General features: G+C 61.8%; 23 protein-coding genes, 1 tRNA gene and 1 rRNA gene. 6 read left to right on the top strand and 19 right to left on the bottom strand.

Annotated elements, in window-relative coordinates; translation table 11 throughout:
* Nucleotides 1-102 precede the first annotated feature (102 nt).
* The 14 genes from DMP07_RS07730 to serS all read right to left on the bottom strand — a co-directional run bounded on the left by DMP07_RS07730 (nt 103) and on the right by serS (nt 13,235).
* Nucleotides 103-708, bottom strand: a complete 606-nt coding sequence (locus DMP07_RS07730; RefSeq protein WP_123198576.1) for an HD family phosphohydrolase — start codon at nt 706-708, stop codon at nt 103-105.
* Nucleotides 709-926: 218 nt separating this feature from the next.
* Nucleotides 927-1,871: a putative manganese transporter gene (locus DMP07_RS07725; protein ID WP_244594945.1), complete on the bottom strand. Its 945-nt coding sequence runs from the start codon at nt 1,869-1,871 to the stop codon at nt 927-929.
* A gap of 126 nt (nt 1,872-1,997) precedes the next feature.
* The gene (gene rsgA, locus DMP07_RS07720) at nt 1,998-2,966 is read right to left on the bottom strand and encodes a ribosome small subunit-dependent GTPase A (RefSeq protein ID WP_123198575.1); all 969 of its coding nucleotides are present in this window, start codon (nt 2,964-2,966) and stop codon (nt 1,998-2,000) included.
* A complete protein-coding gene (locus DMP07_RS07715) occupies nt 2,966-3,700 on the bottom strand; it encodes a hypothetical protein (RefSeq protein ID WP_123198574.1) in 735 nt (244 codons plus the stop codon). Before DMP07_RS07715 ends, rsgA begins: the two co-directional genes overlap by 1 nt.
* Nucleotides 3,690-5,213: a TrkH family potassium uptake protein gene (locus DMP07_RS07710; protein ID WP_123198573.1), complete on the bottom strand. Its 1,524-nt coding sequence runs from the start codon at nt 5,211-5,213 to the stop codon at nt 3,690-3,692. Before DMP07_RS07710 ends, DMP07_RS07715 begins: the two co-directional genes overlap by 11 nt.
* Before the next feature lie 6 nt (nt 5,214-5,219).
* Nucleotides 5,220-5,363, bottom strand: coding sequence for a hypothetical protein (locus tag DMP07_RS08770; RefSeq protein ID WP_161957057.1), 144 nt, complete (start codon nt 5,361-5,363; stop codon nt 5,220-5,222).
* A 39-nt stretch (nt 5,364-5,402) separates the two neighbouring features.
* Nucleotides 5,403-6,260 (bottom strand): exodeoxyribonuclease III, encoded by an 858-nt coding sequence (locus DMP07_RS07705; protein WP_123198572.1) that lies wholly within the window; start codon nt 6,258-6,260, stop codon nt 5,403-5,405.
* A gap of 187 nt (nt 6,261-6,447) precedes the next feature.
* Nucleotides 6,448-7,314, bottom strand: a complete 867-nt coding sequence (locus DMP07_RS07700; protein WP_244594944.1) for a TVP38/TMEM64 family protein — start codon at nt 7,312-7,314, stop codon at nt 6,448-6,450.
* Between the two features lie 38 nt (nt 7,315-7,352).
* Complete coding sequence (locus DMP07_RS07695) at nt 7,353-8,504, bottom strand: PRC-barrel domain-containing protein (protein ID WP_123198571.1); 1,152 nt, start codon at nt 8,502-8,504, stop codon at nt 7,353-7,355.
* Between the two features lie 70 nt (nt 8,505-8,574).
* Nucleotides 8,575-9,264: a YtxH domain-containing protein gene (locus tag DMP07_RS07690; RefSeq protein WP_123198570.1), complete on the bottom strand. Its 690-nt coding sequence runs from the start codon at nt 9,262-9,264 to the stop codon at nt 8,575-8,577.
* A gap of 105 nt (nt 9,265-9,369) precedes the next feature.
* Nucleotides 9,370-9,861, bottom strand: coding sequence for a cyanophycin synthetase family protein (locus DMP07_RS07685; RefSeq protein WP_211324546.1), 492 nt, complete (start codon nt 9,859-9,861; stop codon nt 9,370-9,372).
* Nucleotides 9,848-10,909, bottom strand: coding sequence for a hypothetical protein (locus DMP07_RS07680; RefSeq protein ID WP_123198569.1), 1,062 nt, complete (start codon nt 10,907-10,909; stop codon nt 9,848-9,850). The genes DMP07_RS07685 and DMP07_RS07680 overlap by 14 nt, the downstream gene beginning before the upstream one ends.
* Nucleotides 10,910-10,945: 36 nt before the next feature.
* The gene (locus tag DMP07_RS07675) at nt 10,946-11,770 is read right to left on the bottom strand and encodes a hypothetical protein (protein ID WP_211324545.1); all 825 of its coding nucleotides are present in this window, start codon (nt 11,768-11,770) and stop codon (nt 10,946-10,948) included.
* Between the two features lie 172 nt (nt 11,771-11,942).
* Nucleotides 11,943-13,235 carry a serine--tRNA ligase gene (gene serS / locus DMP07_RS07670; RefSeq protein WP_123198567.1) on the bottom strand — a complete coding sequence of 431 codons (1,293 nt, stop codon included), beginning with the start codon at nt 13,233-13,235 and terminating at the stop codon, nt 11,943-11,945.
* A 346-nt stretch (nt 13,236-13,581) separates the two neighbouring features.
* Here serS and DMP07_RS07665 point away from each other — a divergent pair, with 346 nt between their 5' ends.
* On the top strand, nt 13,582-13,773 hold the full coding sequence (locus DMP07_RS07665; RefSeq protein ID WP_123198566.1) for a DUF6724 family protein: 192 nt from the start codon (nt 13,582-13,584) through the stop codon (nt 13,771-13,773).
* Between the two features lie 86 nt (nt 13,774-13,859).
* On the opposite strand, the gene DMP07_RS07660 is transcribed toward DMP07_RS07665, so the two are convergent.
* Nucleotides 13,860-14,744, bottom strand: coding sequence for a PfkB family carbohydrate kinase (locus DMP07_RS07660; protein ID WP_123198565.1), 885 nt, complete (start codon nt 14,742-14,744; stop codon nt 13,860-13,862).
* Between the two features lie 318 nt (nt 14,745-15,062).
* Between DMP07_RS07660 and DMP07_RS07655 the strand changes: the two genes are divergently transcribed.
* Nucleotides 15,063-15,149, top strand: a tRNA-Leu gene (locus DMP07_RS07655).
* A 6-nt stretch (nt 15,150-15,155) separates the two neighbouring features.
* On the opposite strand, the gene DMP07_RS07650 is transcribed toward DMP07_RS07655, so the two are convergent.
* Both DMP07_RS07650 and DMP07_RS07645 read right to left on the bottom strand, forming a co-directional pair.
* A complete protein-coding gene (locus DMP07_RS07650; protein ID WP_123198564.1) occupies nt 15,156-16,460 on the bottom strand; it encodes a site-specific integrase in 1,305 nt (434 codons plus the stop codon).
* Between the two features lie 18 nt (nt 16,461-16,478).
* Entirely contained in the window at nt 16,479-16,904 is a 426-nt protein-coding gene (locus DMP07_RS07645) for a helix-turn-helix domain-containing protein (protein ID WP_123198563.1), read from the bottom strand.
* A 168-nt stretch (nt 16,905-17,072) separates the two neighbouring features.
* Here DMP07_RS07645 and DMP07_RS07640 point away from each other — a divergent pair, with 168 nt between their 5' ends.
* The 4 genes from DMP07_RS07640 to DMP07_RS07630 all read left to right on the top strand — a co-directional run bounded on the left by DMP07_RS07640 (nt 17,073) and on the right by DMP07_RS07630 (nt 20,052).
* A complete protein-coding gene (locus tag DMP07_RS07640) occupies nt 17,073-17,309 on the top strand; it encodes a hypothetical protein (RefSeq protein ID WP_123198562.1) in 237 nt (78 codons plus the stop codon).
* Nucleotides 17,309-17,542 (top strand): helix-turn-helix domain-containing protein, encoded by a 234-nt coding sequence (locus DMP07_RS07635; RefSeq protein ID WP_123198561.1) that lies wholly within the window; start codon nt 17,309-17,311, stop codon nt 17,540-17,542. The genes DMP07_RS07640 and DMP07_RS07635 overlap by 1 nt, the downstream gene beginning before the upstream one ends.
* 110 nt (nt 17,543-17,652) lie before the next feature.
* Nucleotides 17,653-18,270 (top strand): hypothetical protein, encoded by a 618-nt coding sequence (locus DMP07_RS08715; RefSeq protein WP_148039657.1) that lies wholly within the window; start codon nt 17,653-17,655, stop codon nt 18,268-18,270.
* 459 nt (nt 18,271-18,729) lie between these two features.
* On the top strand, nt 18,730-20,052 hold the full coding sequence (locus DMP07_RS07630; protein WP_123198560.1) for a homoserine dehydrogenase: 1,323 nt from the start codon (nt 18,730-18,732) through the stop codon (nt 20,050-20,052).
* Between the two features lie 72 nt (nt 20,053-20,124).
* Here the strand turns inward: DMP07_RS07630 and DMP07_RS09015 are convergent, their stop codons facing one another.
* Nucleotides 20,125-20,679, bottom strand: coding sequence for a DUF1653 domain-containing protein (locus tag DMP07_RS09015; RefSeq protein ID WP_244594941.1), 555 nt, complete (start codon nt 20,677-20,679; stop codon nt 20,125-20,127).
* A gap of 214 nt (nt 20,680-20,893) precedes the next feature.
* Nucleotides 20,894-21,007, bottom strand: a 5S ribosomal RNA gene (rrf, locus tag DMP07_RS07620).
* Nucleotide 21,008: the final 1 nt, after the last annotated feature.

Below are 21,008 nucleotides of genomic sequence, written 5' to 3'. Positions count from 1 at the left end.
GCGCGCCTCGAAAGACGCGCCCGGCCCGATAATACGATGGTCGAACGAGCGGCCCGCGCACGACGCCGGCCGCTTTTTCGCGCCGCGCGCCCGCGGATCCCCTTACGCCTCGGCGGCGACGAAGGTGTCGCGGTCGGGGGCGAAGCTCTGCATGGCCTTGATAGTGCGATCGAACAGCTCGTCGAGCTCCCAGCCCAGCATCTCGGCGCCGGAGCGGATCACCTCGCGGCTCACGCCTGCGGCGAAGCGCTTGTCCTTGAACTTCTTCTTCAGCGACTTCACCTCGAAATCCATCACGCTCTTCGAGGGGCGCATGACCACGGCGGCGCCGATCAGGCCCGTCAGTTCCTCGGTGGCGAACAGAATCTTCTCCATCTGCAGCTCGGGGCGAGGAAGCTCCGTGTTGTAGTCGGACGTATGGCTCTGAATTGCGCGAACCAGCTCGGGCGTGCCGCCTGCGGCCTCGATCAGCGGCGTAGCGTAGAGCGTATGCATCTCGGGCTCGTCGTCATGCTCTTCCCAATCGAGGTCGTGCAGAAGGCCCACAATGCCCCAGAACTCCTCGTTTTCGGGATCGAATTCGCGCGCGAAATAGCGCATGGTCTGCTCGACCGTTTCGCCGTGCTCGATATGGAACGGGTCCTTGTTGTGCTCGCCGAGCAGCGCGAAAGCCGCCTCGCGGGTCATTCCTGCATCGAGTGTCGCCATGGGTGCATCCTTTCGGTCGTATTCCTTCCGCCCGCCCGCCGCGCGGCGATCGGGTCCGGAAAAGACGAAAGGCGCCCGAACCCAGCCTTATAGCGCCTCGGAAGAAGCGCCGTACCTACGGCAGAGTTCAGACGCCTTTCTTCCTTCACCCGGTGATGAAGGAGGCTTAACGAGTGCGATTGTACCGCGCCGGCGCAAGAAGCGTCAAACGGCCGCGCCTACAGCGTCACGCCGAAAGCCGTCATGACACCGCCCACGGCAATGCCGACGAGCAACAGGCCCGCCACGATCGCCAGGTTGTCGCGCATCGGGCGGTTCGTGCGCAGCAGCACCAGCAGGCCGACGCCCGCGCTGACCAGCAAGCCGCCCATCATGGCGCCCGCGCCCAGCGTGCCGTCCAGGTACAGCTCGGTGATCGCCACCGACGCCGCGCAGTTGGGGATCAGGCCGACCACCGACGCCGCGACCACCGACAGGCCCGGGTTGCCCGCCATGAACGACGCGATGACGTCTTCGCCCACGGCGTCCATGACCACCTCGAGCAGCAAGGTAATCAAGAAAATGAACAGCGTCACCTGAACGGTGTGCTTCAGGGCGCTTTTCGCGATGGACACGCCCGCGTGGTCATGCTCGTGCTCCCCGTCGTGCTCGTAATCGTAGGCCAGCTCGGGCTCTTTCTCGCACGCGGCGCAATCGCCGTTGCAGTGGCATTTGTCGCGCTCGCACAGCTCGTGGATGCGCAGGCGCTCGCGGTCGCGGCACATGAGATGCAACGCTGCGTCCACCGCGAAGCCGACGATCATGCCCACGACCATCTTGATGACCAACACCTTCGCGATCAGGGCGATCGGCGCCTGTTCCGCGATCAGGATCGGCAGCATCTCATCGCTCGTGGAAAGAAACACCGCGAACAGCGTGCCCAGCGTGACCACGCGCGCGGCATAGAGCGTCGACGCGGCGGCGGAAAAGCCGCACTGCGGAACCACGCCCAGAAGCGCGCCGATCGCAGGGCCCGCCTTGCCAGCCTTGCGCACGGCGGCCTCGCTCGCCTTGCCCGCGTGATACTCGAGGGCCTCCATGGCCAGGTAGGTCACGAACAGGAAGGGAATGAGCTTCAGCGTATCGAGAAACGCATGCTCGAGCGCATGCATGAGTATTTCCATCAAGACCTTCTTTCGATTTCGCGGCCGCATCGGCCGACATGCGCCTCGTGCAAGACGCGTCGCCTGGTCGCATGGCTTCTATTCCGTTCGGAAGCACTGGATATTACCATAGGGTAACTTTAAGCACTAGCCTTTCCAGCGGCGGGGATGGCCGGTGCGCGATTTGATGCGCTTGGCCTCTTCAACGCGCTTTTTGGCCGTCTGCACCTCGTCGCGCAGGCGGATGTAACTCTCGAAGCGCTCGGCCGGCAGGCTGCCGTCTTCCACGGCGGCGCGCACCGCGCATCCGGGTTCGGCGCCGTGGCGGCAATCGGAGAAGCGGCAGTGCTGCGCGAGCTCTTCGATGTCGGAAAACGCCACGTCGATGCCGGCGTCGGAATCCCACAGGGCGAGGCCGCGGATGCCCGGCATGTCGATCACGCAGCCGGCGCCCGGTATGCGCACGATTTCGCGCGACACGGTGGTATGGCGGCCCTTGCCGTCGCCTTCGCGCACGGCGCCCGTCGCCTGCACCTCGTCGCCCACCAGCAGGTTCACCAAACTCGACTTGCCCACGCCGCTTTTGCCCAAAAGAATGGCTATCTCGCCCGGGGCGATGCAGGCGCGCACCGCCTCCACGCTTTCGGGGTCTTCAGAAGAAATAACCAGCACGCGCGTGCCCTGCGCGACGCGCTCAACCAGTCCGCGCACCTGTTCGAGAGCCTCGGCGCTTTCGGCCTGGTCTGCCTTGGTCAGCAGAACCAACACCTCGGCACCGCTTTCATGGGCCAGCACCAGCTCGCGCTCGAGCCTGCGCACGTTGAGGTTCGCACACGGTTCGGCCACGAAAACCTTGTCGAAGTTTGCGGCCAAAACCTGCTGCTCCATACGCTCGGTGGGGTCTTTGCGCACGAAGGCGTTGCGACGCGGCAGCACCTCTTCGATTATGCCCTTGTCATGGCCCGACGGGACCGATATCTCCACCGCATCGCCGCACGCCGCGCGCACGTCGGCGCCCTTCACCAACGCCGTGGCATGCTCGCACCGATAGCGAGCGCCGTTCTTCGTTTCGACCAGAGGATAGCCTCGGTCGAGCTTCACCACGATTCCCCGCATTAACGCGACCTTTCACGTACGTACCAGAACATCACCATAAGAAACGCGCCCACTGCAAGGGCCGCAAGCCCCGGGAAGAACAGCTGCACGTCGAATTCGTCAGGATGCTCGAACCCTTGGTCTTCCACGACGACCGACGTCGCATGAATGTCGCTTTCACCGTCGTGTTCACTGCACGCCAGGTCGAACACGCCTTGCACGCGCAGCCACGAACCGGTTTTGCCGTAGGCGCCGTACGTATCGATTTTGGCGGCGTCTTCCTGGCGCATGACCACCGACACCGACGAATTCGACGCCACGTCGGCAAGCGTCACCCACACCAAGTCGGACGGGCCTCCCGCCATGCGGATGGCCTCGCCCACCGCCTCGCCGCGCACCTGGACCATCTGCCCGTTGTAATACGAATCGGCGCCGGCAAGATCGGCGATGGCGGCATCGTAGAGAAACGACGTGTCTGAAACCTGGCCGTCGTTGATTTCGTTGCCTACGGCATCGAGGGGCGCCGGCGCCTCTTCCTGTTCGCCTTCTCCTTGCGGGCCCTGCGCGGCCTCGCCCGCCCGCTCGGAACCGGGCGGCGCGCCGGCCGACGCCTCGGCGCCGGCCGAAACCACCGAACCGTCCTTCGACGACCCGTCGCCTTCGGCCGCCCAGGCCGCAGGAGCAGCGCACAGCGCCAAGACGAAAGCGACAGAGAGCGCCCAGGCGCAAGCGGCCTTGCTGAACCTAGCGGACACGGCGACTCCTCCTTCGCGGCCTGAACGACGCGACGATCGACACCAACAAGGCGATCAGCGTGACGTATTCCAAACGTCCCGCCCACATGTCGAAGATATAAAGCAGCTTGAGCATGTCGGGCATGCCAGGCTGGATGATGCCGCTCGACATGCCGATATTGGACACCATGGAAACCGATTCGAACAGCGACGTCGCGGCGTCATAGCCGTACGCCACGGTGGCGATCGTTGTGACGAGGAACATGATGCCGTAAAGCATGAACACCGCCAGGTTCGCGCGCACCAGATCGGTGTTGAGCGGACGGCGGCCTACATGGTAGTAGGTGACCACCTGGCGCGCCGACGCGGGCGCAAGGAGGTCCTTGATGTACGCGACCAATTCTTTAGCGAGAATACCGACGCGCATCACCTTAATGCCGCCCGTGGTAGAACCCGCCGATCCGCCGATGGCCATGCAGAACACGATGATGAGCAGCGCGCCGCTCGAAACCACCGTGGTCATCTGATTCACGCTGATGGTCTGGAATCCCGTCGATGAAAACGCCGCCACCACGGTGAACACGCCGCGGCGCAACAACGTGGGCAGCTCGTCGTAAAGGTTCGCCGTGCACAGGGCCGCCACGAACGCCGCCACCACGATCGAAAGCCAGATAGCCAGCGTACGGATCTCGATGTCTTTGAAAAAGTGGTCGATGCGGCCCTTCCATACCTCGCTATGCAGCGTGAAGTTGATCGAACCCAGCAGAATGAGGACCATGACCACGAGCTCTATCAATCCGCTGTGATAGTACAGGATGCCGGGGCTCATCGATGCCATGCCGCCCGTGTTGAACGACGCCACCGACAGCCACAGACCGTTGAAAAACGCGCGCAAGGGCTCCATGCCGATGAAAAAGCACAGCAGCGAAAGCATCACAGTGCCGATGATGATGAAAGCCGCCGAAAAACGCACGATGAAGCGGGCGGTCTGCATGATGTTGGGAATCACGTGCTCGCTTCGGCCTTCGGACGAATACAACGAGGAATCGACCGCGCGGCCGAACAGGCCCAATGAAAGAGCGATAACGACGACGCCTTGGCCTCCGATGCATTGCATGGTGAAACGCCACATGTTGTCCGCAATCGCCATGTGGTTGATGTCCTGCGCAACCGACGCCCCTGTCGTAGTCCATGCGCTCATGCATTCGAACACCGCATCGAGATACGATCCGAAATGGCCGGAAAGCACCATGGGAACGGATCCGAGCAGCGTAAGCACGAGCCACGCGAATCCGGTCACCGCCAAGGCGTGCTTCGGCGACAACTTGCCCGGCTGCACCAGGCACATGCGCAAAAGCGACCCCACGATAAGCGCGATGCCGACCCCCAGCAGGTAACGCGACGCCGCCGACCATTCGCCGACAAGGCACGCGACGACGAAGGGGACGCACTGGGCGACCGCCAGAAACAGCACGAGAACGCCGAGGTAGTGGGCGATGACGCGAAAATCATACAGGGTGAATTTCTGCCACATGTCCCGCTACCCTATCAAGGCCTTCACGACGATGACGACGATACCCAGCCATATGACGAACAGCACGATGGCGGCTATGACGATGCACACCGCAGTGAGCGGCGCCTTAAGCGCTTGACACCATTCTCTCTTGACGATGTTCGTCTGCACGACGGGCCTTTCTAAAACGTATTGCAGTCAATCCGCAGATTATACGTCAAGCTCGACCGACACGGGACAATGGTCGCTTCCCATGACATCCGCGTGTATGGAGGCGCCGCTCACCGCGTCGCGAAGGCCTTCGCTCACCAGGAAATAGTCGATACGCCACCCTGCATTGTTCTTGCGCGCGTTGAAGCGATAGCTCCACCAGGAATAAGCACCGGCGAGGTCGGGGTTGAGCATGCGGAAGGTATCCACGAAACCCGCTTCCAGCAGGTTCGTGAACTTCTCGCGCTCTTCGTCGGAAAAGCCCGCATTCCCGCGATTGGGACCGGGGTTCTTCAGGTCGATTTCGTTGTGGGCGACGTTGAAATCACCACACATCACAACAGGTTTGGGATCGGCCTTTTCTTGGCCTGACGTGCGCGACAGCTCCGCGGTGCACACATGGCCTTCGCCCATAGCCGGCTCCTGCATAGGCACGCCGGCAGGAACCGTTCCCGCCTCGAGGCCCTTGCAGAAATTTCGGAAAGCATCGTCCCATGCCATACGGTGGTCGATGCGGGCCAGCTCGTTCTGGGCGTTCGGCGCGTACACGTCGACGAACCAGAACGTCGGAAACTCGAGCGCGACGATACGGCCCTCGTCATCGAGCTCGGACACGCCCAGGCCATGCAGCGCACGAAGCGGCTGTTCGCGGCAAAACACCGCAGTGCCGGAATAACCCTTGCGCTCGGCGTAGCTCCAGAACTGATGATATCCGGGAAGGTCGAGGTCTATCTGGCCTTCCTGCAGCTTCGTCTCCTGCAGCGCCACGATATCGGCATCGAGGCCTGCGATCGACTCCTCGAAACCCTTCTTCACCACGGCACGCAGGCCGTTCACATTCCACGAAACGAAACGCATGCGCGCCTCCTTCTCTTCTTCGGTCGAATCGCATTATCGCGCATCGCTCGCGGGACGAACGGTGTTGCGAAGCGCGGAAGACGAAACCCACGAGAAAGGCACGCCGTAAACCCCGACGTGCCTTCGAAAGCATATGAAACCGCACGCTGCGGCCTTTGCGAACCCGGCGAAACGACCGCTTCGCCTCCTATTCGGCGGAACCCTCCTTCTTCGTCGCACGCTTCATGCCCGCAAGGCCGTGCAAGATCTTCTCGTGCATCACCAGAGCCACGATGGCGATCGCGGCCGCGATCGCGAACAGGATGATGCTCTGGGTGTAGTCGCCCTGGATCAGGCCCGCCGCGCCGAACGTCGAAATAAGGATGCCGGGGATGCGGCCCACGTTGGCCAGGAACAAGAAATCCCGCATGCGCATGTGCGTAAGCGGCACCAGGTAGGTGAACACGTCCTTGGGCAGGCCGGGAATCAGGAACAGCACGAACACCATGACGTCGAGCTTTTCGCTCTGTTCGAATTTCTCCAGCTTGGCCATCCATTTTTCAGGAATCATCGCATGCACGAACGGAGCGCCCAGCTTGTGCACCACCACGAAAATGAACGCGCTCGACACGATGCAGCCCACGAGCACGATCAACGCGCCGCCCCACGGGCCGTACATCATGCCCGCTGCCAGCTGGACCACTTCGCCTGGGATGAAGGCAACCACGATCTGGAGGAACTGGAAGCCCAGCAGCATGAAAACGCCGCCCACGCCGGCATTCTGCACGTCTTCGACCACGCGTTCCAAACCGCCCGGCTCGGTCAACTCGGCAATCATAGGGGCGATAGCCACGCAGGCAATCGCCATCAAAACGAAAAACGCCGCCAGGCCCGCCAGCTTGAATAGGTCGGCCTTAGTGAGGCGCGAAAACGCAGGCTTCGTCGAAACGGGGACCTCGAAACGCTCCTCGAATTCATCCCTGCGCTCCTCGCGACGCTCCGAAAACTCGTCGCGGTATTCTTCGAGCCGCTCTATTCCGGAACGAATTTTTCCCGTTGCGCCAGTGTCATTCACCACGAAACCCACCGATCGATTCGAATTGCAGAACACGCCTACTCATCGTCATAGCGCGCCTTGTCGTACTCCTCTTTGAAAGCCGCGAACATGCCGGAAACCGACGACTTCTTCGCGGGCTCGTCCTTCTTCTTGGCAGGCGCCGCCTCCTCGCGCTCGTCGGATTCGACGTCGTCGACACCGTCGTCGGCGGCCTCTGCCGCAGCACGGGCCTCGTCGTCTTCGCCGGCATGGCGGGCCTTGTCGTATTCCTCTTTAAACGATGCGAACATGCCCGACACGCCCGACCTGGCGTCTTCGGACCGGTCAGCGCCGTTTTCGTCCGGGGCTTGACCGACGGATGCCTCGGCGGCATCGTCGGCCGCGTCGAGCGCCGCGTCGTCTTCTCCGTGGCGCGCCTTGTCGTATTCTTCCTTGAACGACGAGAACATGCCCTTGCTGGCCGCCACCTGCTTGCCCACGGCGTAGGCGCCTTCGTTGATGGCTTCGCCCGCCGCGTGCGTGACTTCCTGCACCTTCGGCTTGGCCTTTTCGGCCGCCTCATGGACGCGCTCTTTGGCGCGGGCCGTGAACTCGCCCGCCGACTCGGCCCAGCCGCCTTCGGGAGAAAGCTCCCACACCGAATCGGACACCAAGATGGCGCCCTTGAATTCGACGGCCTGGCCCGCTTCGCGCGTGTCCTCTTTCACCGCGAGCGTCGCTCCCATGCCGCGCTTGAAGCCCTTGATCAGGTCGGCGGGCACTTCGAGCGTGCCGAGCAGGTATTTGGCCGTGACGCCGTTGGACGCCTCGACGCTTTCGATTTCTCCCGTTTTAAGCGAGAACGAGATGTTTCCGACGTAGCCGATCGCCGTGCCGTCGGCGGTCATCAGGGGCATGCCCTCCCAGATGACGCACGAATCCCAATCGATGCCCATGCGGCGGCATGCGGCGGGACCCGTGGTTTCGCCCTCTTCCTTGATCACGATGCGGCCGTCGGACAAGTCGAAGCCGTCAAGGGCGATGAACAGGTCTTTTCGATGGAACATCCACAGCAGGTCGGGGCGTTTCACCATGAACCCGACGCAACGCTTCTCGGTCGGATGGAAAACGCACGACTTCACCCTGCCGATGCGCTTCGTGCGGCGTTTGCCGCCGAACACGCGCATCTTGTGCATGTCGTTGCTGGTGACCATTTTCTTTCGCGCCATGAAAACCCCTCGTCACAAGGAGGGCCGGCTGAGCCGGCCCTCGAATCTATCCGTGCGCGCCGACGCGCTGCTATTCCGCCTTGGCTTCCGCCTGGGCGGGCTCGGCCTTCTTCTCTGCCGCTTCTTCGACGACAGGCTCTGCATCCTGCGCCTCCACGACGGGCTCGGCCGCAACCTCGACCGCCTCGTCGGCAACAGGCGCCTTGGCCTCGGAGCCGGCGATCGCCGCAGCAGCGGCCGTCACCTTCTGCTGGGCGGCGTCGACCACTTCGTTGACCTTCTGGGCAGCCACGGGAACCTTCTCGGCCACCACGGCATGGGCGGCCTCGGCGTTTTTGGCCACCTGGGCCGCGATGCGCTCCCTGGCGGCGTCGATCTTCGCGCGCAGCTCGTCGTTCTTCTCGGAGAACGCGGGCTTCACGGTTTCTGCGGTGTTCTGGACGCGCTGGGCGGTTTCCTGCACGCGCTGGGCGGCGTCGTCGTAAGCCTGCCTGCCCATTGCCGTGACGTCGGTATACACCGTCTGGCCTGCAGCGACGGCCTGGTCGTAAGCGCGCTGGCCGGAAGCGACGGCTTCGCTATAGAATTCCTGGCCGCGCTCGGCCGCCTGGCCGCCGAGCGACTGGACCTGGCCGAATGCGGTCGAAGCCTTGTCGGCGACGAGAGCCCTGGTCTCGACGCCCTTGCGCGGAGCGCACAGCAGTGCGATGCCGGCACCGACCAAACCGCCCATGACGAATGCGCCGAATTTCTTAGCCATTGCAGCCTCCTATCTCGCGCCGGACGCCATGTGCGGACGTCGAGCGCAGCCTTTCTTTGTCGGCCATTATAAAAGATTCAACCGTGCGCAGGGCTTTCGTTGACGTTACGTTTCCGCATCGGCAGCGTATCGTCGCAGTTGCGCCGCGCTTGATCGCCGTGCGTCGCACAACGCGTCGTCAAGCCACTCCTGCGCGGTCTTGAACGCCTGAAGAGCCACCAGGTCGTCCGCATAGCTCACCTCGACGCGGGCGCGCAGGCGGCGGCGGTCGGTCCACGACGTCTTGCCCACATACGACGCGCTTTCGCGGCCGTCCAGGCGCACCTGCTCTTCGATGACCATATGCTCCAGCAGATGCGGAAGCGCCGTGCTGTTCGCCACCGCCGAAAACGTGGGTCCCTTATCGTTGATGCACGTATGGCGCAGCAAATGGGGAAAACGGCCCAAGGCCTCCGCGATCAGCGTCGGCGTGGTGTAGGCGAAACGCTCGTCGCCCACGCGCACGTCGGCGATCACGCGGTCGGGGCGCACCGTCATGTGCTCGATGGAAATCGCCCGCTCGATGCCGCCTTGCGGCATGTCGCTACGCCGCTCCATCGGAGGCCTCCCCCTCTGTCGAAGAGGCGTCGCCCGCTTCGGGCGCGCCGTCGGCAGGAGCCTGCTCCTCGGCGGCGGGCGCGGCGGGGCCCCGGTGGGGCTCGGCCGCTTCGTCGTCGGACACCTTGATCAAGGCCACGACGCCCGCAGCGCCGTCTTCGCCTTCTTCGATCACCAGGCCGCGGCGGTCCGACGAGAAACGGTACGACCCCGTGCCGCTCAAGTCGTCAAACGCGAACGAAATGGTCTTTTCCCAGATATCGAGCTCGTAGCTATATTCGAGCGCATCGGGCATCTTGATCGTAGAGTCGTCGATGACCACGGTCATCGACCCGTCAGCCACCTGCCATTCGCCCCGCATGTCGGCGGCGTCGTCATAGCGCAGATAGGCATTCCAGAACAGCAGTCCGCTCACGATCGCAGCAATAAGGAAGATGCACGCCGCCACGACCCATGCCGCCTTGCGTTTCCTGCCGCGCACGATCGCCTTCTCGCGCTCGGTCGCCTTGCGCGACGTGCTGCGGCGGCTTTCGGGAAATTCGGGCGCCGCATCATCCACCAACGCGGGCGGCAGGCCCGCAGAAGCCTGCGGCGCTTCGGTTTTCGAGCGCGTGCGGTCGGATTCGCGATGCGGCCCCTTCTTGGCAGCGCGGGCACGGATACCGCGCTTCGCGGGAGCCGCGTCGTCGAAATCGCCCAAATCGAAGAAATCGGAAGGCTCTTCCCCGAGAGGCGCCTTCGGCAACGGGGCCGAGGGGGCGGATGCGATATCGGAGCCGGACGCGTCGCCGCCCTTGCGCGCGAACGACGCCAGGTTCGCAAGCTTCGGCGCAAAGCCCGACGATGCAGCCTGCTCGCCCGAAGGGTCCCGGTCGACGCCAGGCGCACATGCCGCATCCGCACGAGGCGATTCCTCCCGCACGACGGGCAGATCGAGGCCGCCCTGCTCAGCGATGCCGGAAGCGACCGCGCCCTCGCCCTCGCGCGCGAGGCGCCCCTGGGCGCGCTTTTTATCTCTCACCGAAGGACGCTTGTCCGATGACGTCATATCTACTCCGCCCGTTCCATTCGCATACCCAGACCGCTATCGCCCGTACCATGCCGCGCCGAGCAGCGAGGCCACGTCGTCGGACGAAAAGCCCCAACCGTCCTCGCCCCGGTCGACCACCACGAGCGCCGAGCCGGGACGCACCTTGACGCCGTCGAAGGAATCCAGCAGCGCCTCTTTCAAATACGCCTTGTACGCTTCGGCGTCTTCGTGGTCGAGCGCGGCTCCCGCGACCTTCGCGGCGAAGGCGTCCGCCTGTTCGGAGAAGCTCTTCGAGGAAACACTCACTTCGACCCATGCCTTGCCGCCGTACACGTCGACGCTTTCGATCCTGAACGCAAGGCCGACCTTCAGCTTGTCGACCAGCTCTTCAGGCGTTATCCCCAGATCGCAGAATCGATACGACGATTCGGGGTCGATCGCGGCATCGTAGGCGGCCATGAAGCGTTCGACATAGCCGGTCAGCGCCGCGTCCTCGTCGGCGACGAGGGCGGAAAGCTGATCGAAAAGGGCCGCTTCGACCTCGGACGCCTCGGCCGAAGGCTCGGCTTTCGCCGACGCCGCGGCGGGACGGGAATCGATCACACGGTCTTCGTCGACTTCGGGGCGGTCGTTCAGGCCGACGACCAACGCCCCGACCGCGACGGCGAGCGCCGCCGCGCACGCCACGGCGGCCGCGACGGCGCCGCGATGCAGCTTCGCCCTGCGGTCGTCGTCGCCGTTCGCCTGCGGCTTCTCGCCTTCGGCGATCGCGCGCCCGCGCTTCGCGACGGGACACGCCGAAACGGAGCCGCGCTCGAGCAGCGGCTCGTCGGAACCCGCGTCAGACGCACGGCTTTCGGACTGTTCGCATGACGCCACCTGCTCATAAGGCGGAGGCGGCGCCGGAAGCGAACCGTTTTCGCGCTCTTCTTCTTGCACCGCCGCACCTTCCTTGCCGCATGCGCGCAAAGCGCGCCCCGATAAAACGATGGACGCCCGAAGCGCCCATCGCATGATTACTTCCTCGACTTCGCCTTATCGGCGAGAAGCCTTACGCCTCGGGCGTGATGTACTCCAGGCCGCCCATGTAGGGAACGAGGACGGCGGGAACCTTGATGGTGCCGTCGGGCTGCTGGTAGTTCTCGAGAATAGCCGCCATGGTGCGACCCGCCGGCAGACCGGAGCCGTTCAGCGTGTGGACGTAGCGGGAGCCCTTGAAGTTGGCCGGGTCGCGATACTTGATGTTCGCGCGACGGGCCTGGAAATCGCCGCAGTTCGAGCAGCTGGAAATTTCCTTGTAATCGTTGTAGCTGGGCAGCCAGACCTCGATGTCATAGGTCTGACGGGCAGAAAAGCCCAGGTCGCCCGTGCACAGGCTGATGACGCGATACGGAAGCTCGAGCTGCTGGAGCAGATATTCCGCCTCGGCCGTCATGCTCTCGAGCTCTTCGTCGGACGTCTCGGGCGTGGCGAACTTGACCATTTCCACCTTATCGAACTGATGCTGGCGGATGATGCCGCGCGTGTCGCGGCCGGCAGAGCCCGCCTCTTCGCGGAAGCACGGCGTGAACGCGGTGTAGCGCTTCGGCAGCTCGGAGGCGTCGAGCACCTCGTCGGCATGCAGGTTGGTCAGCGTGACCTCGGCCGTGGGAATGAGGAACTGGTCCTCGCCCACATGGTAGGCGTCGTCTTCGAACTTGGGCAGCTGGCCGGTGCCGAACATGGTCTGGCGCTTCACCACCACGGGCGGCCACCATTCCTTGAAGCCGCGGCTCACATGGGTATCGATGAAGTAGTTGATCAAAGCGCGCTCGAGGCGGGCGCCTGCGCCGCCCAGCACGGTGAAGCGGCTGCCGGAAAGCTTGTTGCCGCGATCGAAGTCGAGGATGTCAAGATCGGTGCCCAAGTCCCAGTGGGCCTTGGGGTCGAAGCCTTCGGCGGCGAAATCGCGCGGGGTGCCCCAGCGACGACGCTCCGGGTTCTCGGTCTCGTCCTTGCCGACGGGCGTGGCATCGCACGGGATGTTCGGGCTGCCCACCAGGATGTCGTTCATTTCGGCGTCGATGGCTTCGCGCTCGGCGCTTGCGGCCTCGAGCTTCTCGTTGATCGAACGCACCTCTTCTTTCGCGGCTTCGGCGGCTTCTTTCTCGCCTTTGCCCATCAGCGCGCCGATTTCCTTGGAGGCCTTGTTGCGGCGGGCCTGGAGCGCCTCCTCTTCGGCGATGGCCGCACGACGCCTTTCATCCAGCTCTGAGAATTTCGCAGCATCCCACGGGAAGTTGCGATTCGCCATTGCCTGGGCGACGGCTTCTTGATTCTCGCGAACGTAGCGGATGTCCAGCATGTCTTTGCTCCTTATCAAGCCGATCGGTTACGACGCACCACCGCGCCGCCGCAGGTCGCGCGCAGATACCGCCGAAAAGCGACGCATCCGCCGCCTGCGCTCCCGCAGACCGCGACACTTTGCGAATATCGAACCAGTATACCCCGGGGGCCGGGCGACGCGCACGATGCTCTTTCCTATTCATCGCGACCACAAAGTGAAAAGCCCCTGTCGAAACGGAGTCTTTCCGCCGTGCGGTTTGCGGCGGCGCGCTTTTCGTCTAAAATCATGCCGACAGAAACCGCGGCGCGAAGCCGCCTCCCGCATGCGGCGCGCGATGCAGGCGCCGCCCTAAGAAAGAGACGCCATGGATTTCGGATCGCTGTACCACTTCTTCTTCGAGACGTTCGCCGGCATCGGACTGCTGATCGGCGGCGGACTCGTCATCTCCGTCATCGCCTGCCTGATCATGGAATGGAAGACGCGTCGCACCTTCAAAGACCGCGGCCCCGCCGACGACGAAGACGATGATTTCACCTTCTTCGACGACGAGGACTAAACAATCCGTCGACCGCATCGCCGTCCACGAAACAACAAGGCCGTGCCCCTGTGGAGCACGGCCTTTTCCGTATAACGGACGCGACCTTATGCCAAAAGCGCCGCCACGCGGCCCAGCAAGGGCTCGAAGCTCACGCCGCGATCGTGGAAATCAGGCTGCTGGGCGGACACGAGCATGGCGTCGTGCGTCAAATCGCCCGCAAAACGAACAGCCTCGGCCATCGTGCGGCCCGCCATGACGGCGGCCAGAAGAGCACTGCAGTACAAGTCGCCCGTGCCATGCAGCATGTAGGGAACGAATTCGTTCGAAGCCTCGAACATGTCGAAATCCTGACCCGCCACAAAATTGCGAATCACGCCGTCACCGCGCTGGATGCCCTTGAGAACCACGTTTTTCGCGCCCTTCGCCAACAGAGCGTCGACGATTCGGCCCGCTTCGGCGTCGGAGATATCCACACCGCCCCAGGCGTCGCCGATCGGCTCGCCCAAGATGATGGCGGCCTCGGTGAGATTCGGCGTCAAGATATCCGCATCGGACGCCAGGGCGGCCATGGCGTCGCACAATTCAGGCGTATAGGTGGGATAGACCTTGCCATGGTCGGCCATCACAGGGTCGACCACGCGCAGCGCGTCGGGATAGGTCTCATACACGCCGCGGATGATGTCGACCTGCTCCGGCGCGCCAAGAAAGCCCGAATACACCGCGTCTATTTCGACGCCGATTCCCTTCCAGGCGTTCAGATAATCGGGAAGCACTTCGGTGGTGTCATGCATATACCAGCCGGGAAACGCCGTATGGCTCGAGAACAAGCCGGTCGGAACAGGGCACACATCGCACCCCGCCGCAGAAAGCACTGGAATGGCCACACCCAGGGAACACTTTCCGTAGCCGCACAGATCGTGCACGGCAGCAACGCGGGGAATGTACGCGCCTTCGCGCTTGTAGAGCTTGACTTCGGTCGCCTGACCCATGAGGTTCTCCTCTCGATGGAATACCATCTCGTTCGTTTGGCGCCGACGCCGCATCGCCTTATGCCGTGCGGTTCCTTCGACGCTTTCGTGAGGGCTATCATACACCGCTGTGCGATAGTAGCAAGAAGCATGATGCTCTTTTTTCGAGAGGCCCCGCACGCCCGCGACGATACAAGGCCGAAGCGGCCGCATCCGCTGTCGTCAGCATGCGATTTTTCGAAAATCGAAAAATATTTTCAAAAACATCTTGCGCATGTCGGCATACTCCTGTAATATTTCCAATCGCTTTCGACAGAAGAAAGCAGGCTGCAAAGCCACGCGGGTGTGGCGGAATTGGCAGACGCGTACGGTTCAGGTCCGTATGGGGGCAACCCCATGAAGGTTCAAGTCCTTTCACCCGCACCATCGAATTTACGCAGGCCACATTGCATTTTGCATGTGGCCTGTTTTCGTATCTGGGGCATTCTGGTACAAATCTGGTACAAAACGCGCCCCGCATCCCTCTTTCTGTGACTCGCTTGGAAACTCAATTACCGAATCGATGGAAGGGAAAAGCTCTCCCTGTATGCCCCGTGCGGCCTGGATTCTGTTCTCATCAACCTGATGGGCGTAAACGTTCGTCAGCATCGAAGCGTCCGAATGCCCCATCAAGCCCTTTGCCGTGACAAGATCCGTACCCTGGGCAACAAGCATGGTGGCATAGGTGTGCCGCAACTGATGAAAAGACAAGGTTGGGTATCCATTTTCATCCGCCCATGCCCTCCACCATCGCCCGTAATTCTCTGGGTGTATCGTCCCTCCTTCTGAACTGGTCACTACTGGGCATCCCCCATCGGGCATGACCCCCAACGGCACCAGATACCTTCCCTGAACGCCACGCCACTCCCTGAGGCGTTCAAGCAACGGCCCGTCGATGGGTATAGCCCGCTTCCCCGCCGCGCTTTTGGGCTCCTTGAGCTCCCTTCCATCGGCAGAGAGGGAGTGGGACACGCGCAGAACCCTCGATTCGAAATCAACATCCTGCCACCTAAGCCCAAGAACCTCTCCCCTCCTGAGACCGCAGCAAAGCGCCAACAAGGCACCCATGCGGCGAGCGTCTGGAAGTCCCTCCGTAAGAAGGAGGGCGAGGCGCCGAGCCTGCGCTTTCCCAAGCGCCGCCTTCTCGGCCGTATCCTTCCTGGGCGGTATAGCCCTCTCGCACGGGTTGCGAGGCATCACGTCCTTACGCACGGCATCGTCAAGCACCTGCTTGAGCGTGACGAACGCGCCGTTCGCGGTGGTTCCGCTCAACGGCCTCCCTTCCCTGCCTCCCCCCACAAGCAAGCGGAGCATGGCCCGCTCGATCACCTCAGCATTCAGGTCAAGAAGACGGATGCCGCCGATAAGCGGAAGCAAGTAAGACACGCGCTGCCGATCCTTGCGCAGCGTTCCCCGCGCAATCCGCCCCGACGCCTCACGCGCCCGCAGCCACTGCTCGGCATACGCCTCGAACGTCATTTCGGTCGTATCCGTCCTGATTCCGCTCTCAAGCTCGTTTATGAACGCCCTGAGCTCCATCTGGGCCTCGGTTTTGCTTCCTTCGAAACGGCGAGTTTTGGTCTTGTATTTTCCAGTAATCGGGTCTCGTCCTACGGAAACGCGCAATTGCCACCTTTGGCACCTGCGCTCAGGCTTCTCAAGAGGAACGATTGTCCCCTTCCCTCTAATCTTCACCATCGCACAACCTCGCACGGGCTAGAACGGCAACGGCTCGTCCACAGGCGGGCGCATAGGCGCTCCAGCTACGCATAAATCAGGAATCTCGGAATCCCCTCCCGTCTGCTCGCTAGCCTCGCCGTAAACGGTCGCATAATCCTTCTCGCGCCACGCCTTGCAAGCGCAATCATCAATGATTGAGTCGATTTCCACCGCGCGATTCAGACGCCCGAAATACGCGAGGCAGAACGCGAAGAACTGAGGGGTTGAGGGCGGCTGCTTTCCTCGCTCAATGCGGTACACGGCATCACTGCTAATCGTGTAGCCCGTCTTTTCGAAAATATACGCCGACGCGCTTTCAGTGGTGCTCAATCCCAGGTCGCGCCTCGCCCTCCTCAGCTTCATCCCAAGCATTTCGGAATCGAACAGCATTTCATTACGCAGGGTTGCTTCAGATTTCGGCATTTCATTGCCTCCTTTCAAATATCCTCATATTTTATGATATTTGAAGGCTATATCAACTATTATCTTTAAACGTGTTCTTAGATCGTATTGAATTGCAAATTTCGCGATTTATGAGAATAATTGGGTAAGCGCCGAGAGAAGGCGCGAAGCACAAGAGAAGGGAGTCTTATGAAAAGCCCGACAACTGTAGCCGCACGTCTCTACCCCGACGGTCTGCCCGGTCTGCTCAGCATGGGGCAATTCGAGGAGCTCATGGGCATATCTCGCCCGACCGCCCTGAAGATTGTGAAAGAATTCCCCGACTATCTGACCCCGCGAGGAAATACCAACCTAATCGGGGTGGGGCTCTATTTCCTCCTGAGCAAAGACCCCTCCTTCTCGAATGGGGAAAGCGAGGAAAGATAATGGCAGGGCTCAATTACACGCAGCACGTCCTAGAAAGCGCGAAAAGCGGGCGCATGGGCATCAGGCCCCTTCTCACGCCCAAGCAGGCGGCAGAAGTGCTCTGCGTCTGTGACAAGACGGTACGGACGCTTTGCCGAGAAGGGAGAATCAAGGGTGTGAAAATCGGGTCAGCATGGCGCGTTGCGCCTCAGGAACTGGAGCGTTTCATCCGCGAGGGAGGTTGCGATGAATGAAAAGAAGGGAGCCCCCGCCTGCGATACCGTAGAAAAATGCAAGGCGGAGGGCGCCTCCCTGAATCGGGATTCTAACACCTATCCGAAACGCCGAAAGCGAGGAGTCCATTATGGGCGGATCTAGCGAGGGGTGGAGCAGGCTTCACCCCTCCACCGTTGCCCTGGTAGCCCCAATGTTATGCGCAAACACCAAATCGCCAACAGCGACGAACCTGTTCTATTTCCTGTATGCCCAATCCTACATGCACAACAACCGAATATGCCTTTCATACGGACACATTGCGGAAAAAATGGAGGTTGGGTACAAGGCAGCACGTAACGCCGCTTTAGCTCTGAAGGAACTCGGCCTAATCAAAATCAATTCGCGGAAGGGGACAAACGGCGGAACCGTTTTCAGCCTCAGCGAAGAAATTTACCAGGCGATTTTGCCCACGAGCAGCAATGCAACGCCTAGCCCAAATAGGTCAAAGGGCGACTATTTGGAAAAATCGAAGGAACATTCAATGGAATCCAACGGGGCAATTGAATGGGGCGACGGCGACCCATTCAATAGGTCAAGGGCGACCGATAATTTAGATGGAGAACTTGAGAATAAAGAGAGGGAAGGATTGGATGGGGAAAGGATAGGGGCTTGCCCGCAATGCGGAGCAATCCTTGACCTCAAATCCTCCGCTCCTGGAATGGGATATTGCAAGGAATGCAACACGACCGTAAAACTACGTCGATGATGAAGCTTTAATTCATCATCGCCATTCAGCGCAAGTTTCAGTGAACGTCCATGCAAGCTTCGAGCGCGGCCTAAGCCCGACAAAAAAATAAGGCGGTATGCCCATCTGGTGCATACCGCCCGAACCTGGTACGAATCTGGTACGAATTGTTAGGGACTTCTATTCCGAATTATCCCGTTCATTCATAAGCCTGGTACAAGTTTTCCTCATATTTCCCCAGGTCATTTAATTTTTTAACCCCATGAAGGTTCAAGTCCTTTCACCCGCACCATCGAATTCGAACAGGCCGCTTCAAGCGGCCTGTTTTCGTTTCAGGGCTCCTCCGTCGAAAACGCTTCGCCGACTACACGCTTCTCGCGCATCAGGCCCCTCGCCGGCCCGCATATCCATTACAATGCCCCCAACAATATGCGCGGGCCCGTCCCGCGTTTTTCGATGCATATTGAAGGAGTAAAGCGTATGCAGAGCGTGAACCTCGGCCTCATCGGCCTCGGCACCGTCGGCGGCGGCGTCGCCCGCCTCATCATGAAGCACCACGACAAATACCTCGAGCACTACGGCATCGACCTGGTCATCAAGCGCGCATGCAGCCGCGACCAGGCGGAAGCGGAGCGCATCGGCCTCGCCGAGGGCGTCTTCACCCCCGACTGGCACGATGTCGTGAACGATCCCGACATCCACATCGTCATCGAACTCGTCGGAGGCGAGCATCCCGCAACCGAGATCTTCGAAGAATCCTTCAAGAACGGCAAGCATGTCGTGTCGGCGAACAAGGCCCTCCTGGGCCGCCACGTCGAGCACCTCGCATCGCTCGCGGCCGAATGCGGCGTGCAAATCCGCTGCGAAGCCGCGGCGGCAGGCGGCATCCCCGTCGTGCACGCCCTCGAGCACGACCTGGTGGGCAACGACATCCTCACCATCGCCGGCATCATGAACGGCACCACGAATTACATCCTTTCACGCATGCAGCATGAAGGCCTTTCGTTCGAAGAAGTCCTTTCCGCAGCGCAGGCAGCAGGCTATGCCGAAGCCGACCCCACCGCCGATGTCGACGGCTTCGACGCCGCCTCCAAGATCGCCATCCTCTCGTCGATCGGCTTCCAGACGCGCGTCACCACCGACGACGTGTTCATGCAGGGCATCCGCAACGTATCGGCCACCGATATCGAAATGGCACGCGAATTCGGCTACACCATCAAGCTTCTGGCCATCGCCCGCAAGACCGATGCAGGCATCGACGTGCGCGTGCATCCCACGATGATTCCGAACAGCCATCAGCTCGCTAGCGTCGACGGTGCCATGAACGCCGTGTTCGTGGTGGGCGACGCTGTGGGCGAAACCATGCTCTACGGCGCAGGCGCAGGCTCTTTCCCCACCGCAAGCGCGGTCGTGGGCGACATCATGGCCCTGGCCGACCCCATCGCCAAGGGCGGCGCTCCGTTGCCCGAGCAGGAGCCGTTCGGCCGCAATATGCCCATCCGCCCCATCGACGAGCTCAAAACCCGCTACTACGTGCGCCTGACCGTCGAAGACAGGCTCGGCACCCTTGCCGCATGCACCAACGCCTTCGCCGAGTGCGGCATCTCCATCTCGCACATCAGCCAGACCGAAAGCGAGGACGGCGAAACCTGCACGCTCATCTACGTCACGCACGAAGCCCTCGAAAAGGACATCCGCAAAGCCGAAGCGACTCTCGAGGCGCTTGACGGCATTCGCGAGGTTTCCTCCATCATCCGCGTCGAGAACATCGATGCCTGGACCGAAGGCGTCTTCGCCAACTAGACGCGCCCGAACGCGCCTCGGCGCCATCGAAAACGAAAAATGCCGGCCCGCCATGATGCGGACCGGCATTTTCTATCTTTGGGCGCGGTCGATGAGCGTGCGCGCCACCTCGAACGCCTCGATGCGCCTACGGGCAAGCGTTATCTGCGACTTGTAACGCGCGGGTTCGCTTTTCGCCTCGAGCGTTTCTGCGGTCTTGCGAAGCTTATGGAGCAAGGAATCGATCTGGCGCTTCGCCTCGACAAGCTCGCCTTCGGCGAAAGCGCCCTCGGCGCCGTCGTCGGCCTCACACGCCGAACCAAGCGCTTCGACCGGGCTGTCGCCGATGCGCTCGAAGCGATACTCCTGCTGCACGTCAGGATACTTAGCCCTATCGACCTTTTCTCGAAACATCGCCGCAGGACGCACCCAGAGCCCGTACGACCCATAGAGCGCGCGGTATACCACGAGCTCTTCCTCGGTTTCCGAATGAAGCGCCGTGCCGATGACCTCGTACCGATTGCCCTTGAAATGACGATAGAGCCCTGGCTCTATGGCTCGCTGCTCTTCCATGCCGAAACCCCTATCTATCTTGCGGAAACGCTTCTCGCGCGTCGCGGCGAGGACGCGGTGGCCCGACGTATCCATCCTCCACCGACGCATGACGCATGACGCATGACGCATGACGCTGAGCGGTCTAACGCAGGCGATGCGAAAGATGCATGAAAATCAGACCGCGTATCAAGCCTGCACGCGGCCCGATGCAAGAACGCCCAGACGACGGAATCGTCCGGGCGCATTATGCCTGTATATAAGGAAAGGGATCCCGAAGGATCCCTTTCCGGCGCGAAAGCGCCGCGCGCGAGCGCGACGACCCTGCCTTCCGCGGACTACACCGCAGTACGTCGGGCGATGGCGGGCTTAGCTGCCGGGTTCGGCATGGGACCGGGCGATCCCCGCCTCCGTGGTCGCGCTCG

This window comes from Slackia faecicanis, assembly GCF_003725295.1.
Lineage (GTDB): Bacteria > Actinomycetota > Coriobacteriia > Coriobacteriales > Eggerthellaceae > Slackia > Slackia faecicanis.
Note: the sequence above shows the minus strand (reverse complement) of the source record. Positions and strands in the feature narration are given on the sequence as shown.

Excerpts from the sequence above, each read along its gene's own strand:
- DMP07_RS07640 (WP_123198562.1), top strand. The coding sequence starts at position 17,073 with ATGAAAAGCCCGACAACTGTAGCCGCACGTCTCTACCCCGACGGTCTG.
- DMP07_RS07705 (WP_123198572.1), bottom strand. The coding sequence starts at position 6,260 with ATGCGTTTCGTTTCGTGGAATGTGAACGGCCTGCGTGCCGTGGTGAAG.
- rsgA (WP_123198575.1), bottom strand. The coding sequence starts at position 2,966 with ATGCGGGGAATCGTGGTGAAGCTCGACCGAGGCTATCCTCTGGTCGAA.
- DMP07_RS07660 (WP_123198565.1), bottom strand. The coding sequence starts at position 14,744 with ATGGGTCAGGCGACCGAAGTCAAGCTCTACAAGCGCGAAGGCGCGTAC.
- DMP07_RS07725 (WP_244594945.1), bottom strand. The coding sequence starts at position 1,871 with ATGGAAATACTCATGCATGCGCTCGAGCATGCGTTTCTCGATACGCTG.
- DMP07_RS07635 (WP_123198561.1), top strand. The coding sequence starts at position 17,309 with ATGGCAGGGCTCAATTACACGCAGCACGTCCTAGAAAGCGCGAAAAGC.
- DMP07_RS07630 (WP_123198560.1), top strand. The coding sequence starts at position 18,730 with ATGCAGAGCGTGAACCTCGGCCTCATCGGCCTCGGCACCGTCGGCGGC.
- DMP07_RS07665 (WP_123198566.1), top strand. The coding sequence starts at position 13,582 with ATGGATTTCGGATCGCTGTACCACTTCTTCTTCGAGACGTTCGCCGGC.
- serS (WP_123198567.1), bottom strand. The coding sequence starts at position 13,235 with ATGCTGGACATCCGCTACGTTCGCGAGAATCAAGAAGCCGTCGCCCAG.
- DMP07_RS09015 (WP_244594941.1), bottom strand. The coding sequence starts at position 20,679 with ATGGATACGTCGGGCCACCGCGTCCTCGCCGCGACGCGCGAGAAGCGT.
- DMP07_RS07645 (WP_123198563.1), bottom strand. The coding sequence starts at position 16,904 with ATGCCGAAATCTGAAGCAACCCTGCGTAATGAAATGCTGTTCGATTCC.
- DMP07_RS07680 (WP_123198569.1), bottom strand. The coding sequence starts at position 10,909 with ATGACGTCATCGGACAAGCGTCCTTCGGTGAGAGATAAAAAGCGCGCC.
- DMP07_RS07695 (WP_123198571.1), bottom strand. The coding sequence starts at position 8,504 with ATGGCGCGAAAGAAAATGGTCACCAGCAACGACATGCACAAGATGCGC.
- DMP07_RS07650 (WP_123198564.1), bottom strand. The coding sequence starts at position 16,460 with ATGGTGAAGATTAGAGGGAAGGGGACAATCGTTCCTCTTGAGAAGCCT.
- DMP07_RS07685 (WP_211324546.1), bottom strand. The coding sequence starts at position 9,861 with ATGGAGCGGCGTAGCGACATGCCGCAAGGCGGCATCGAGCGGGCGATT.
- DMP07_RS07730 (WP_123198576.1), bottom strand. The coding sequence starts at position 708 with ATGGCGACACTCGATGCAGGAATGACCCGCGAGGCGGCTTTCGCGCTG.
- DMP07_RS07710 (WP_123198573.1), bottom strand. The coding sequence starts at position 5,213 with ATGTGGCAGAAATTCACCCTGTATGATTTTCGCGTCATCGCCCACTAC.
- DMP07_RS07690 (WP_123198570.1), bottom strand. The coding sequence starts at position 9,264 with ATGGCTAAGAAATTCGGCGCATTCGTCATGGGCGGTTTGGTCGGTGCC.
- DMP07_RS08715 (WP_148039657.1), top strand. The coding sequence starts at position 17,653 with ATGGGCGGATCTAGCGAGGGGTGGAGCAGGCTTCACCCCTCCACCGTT.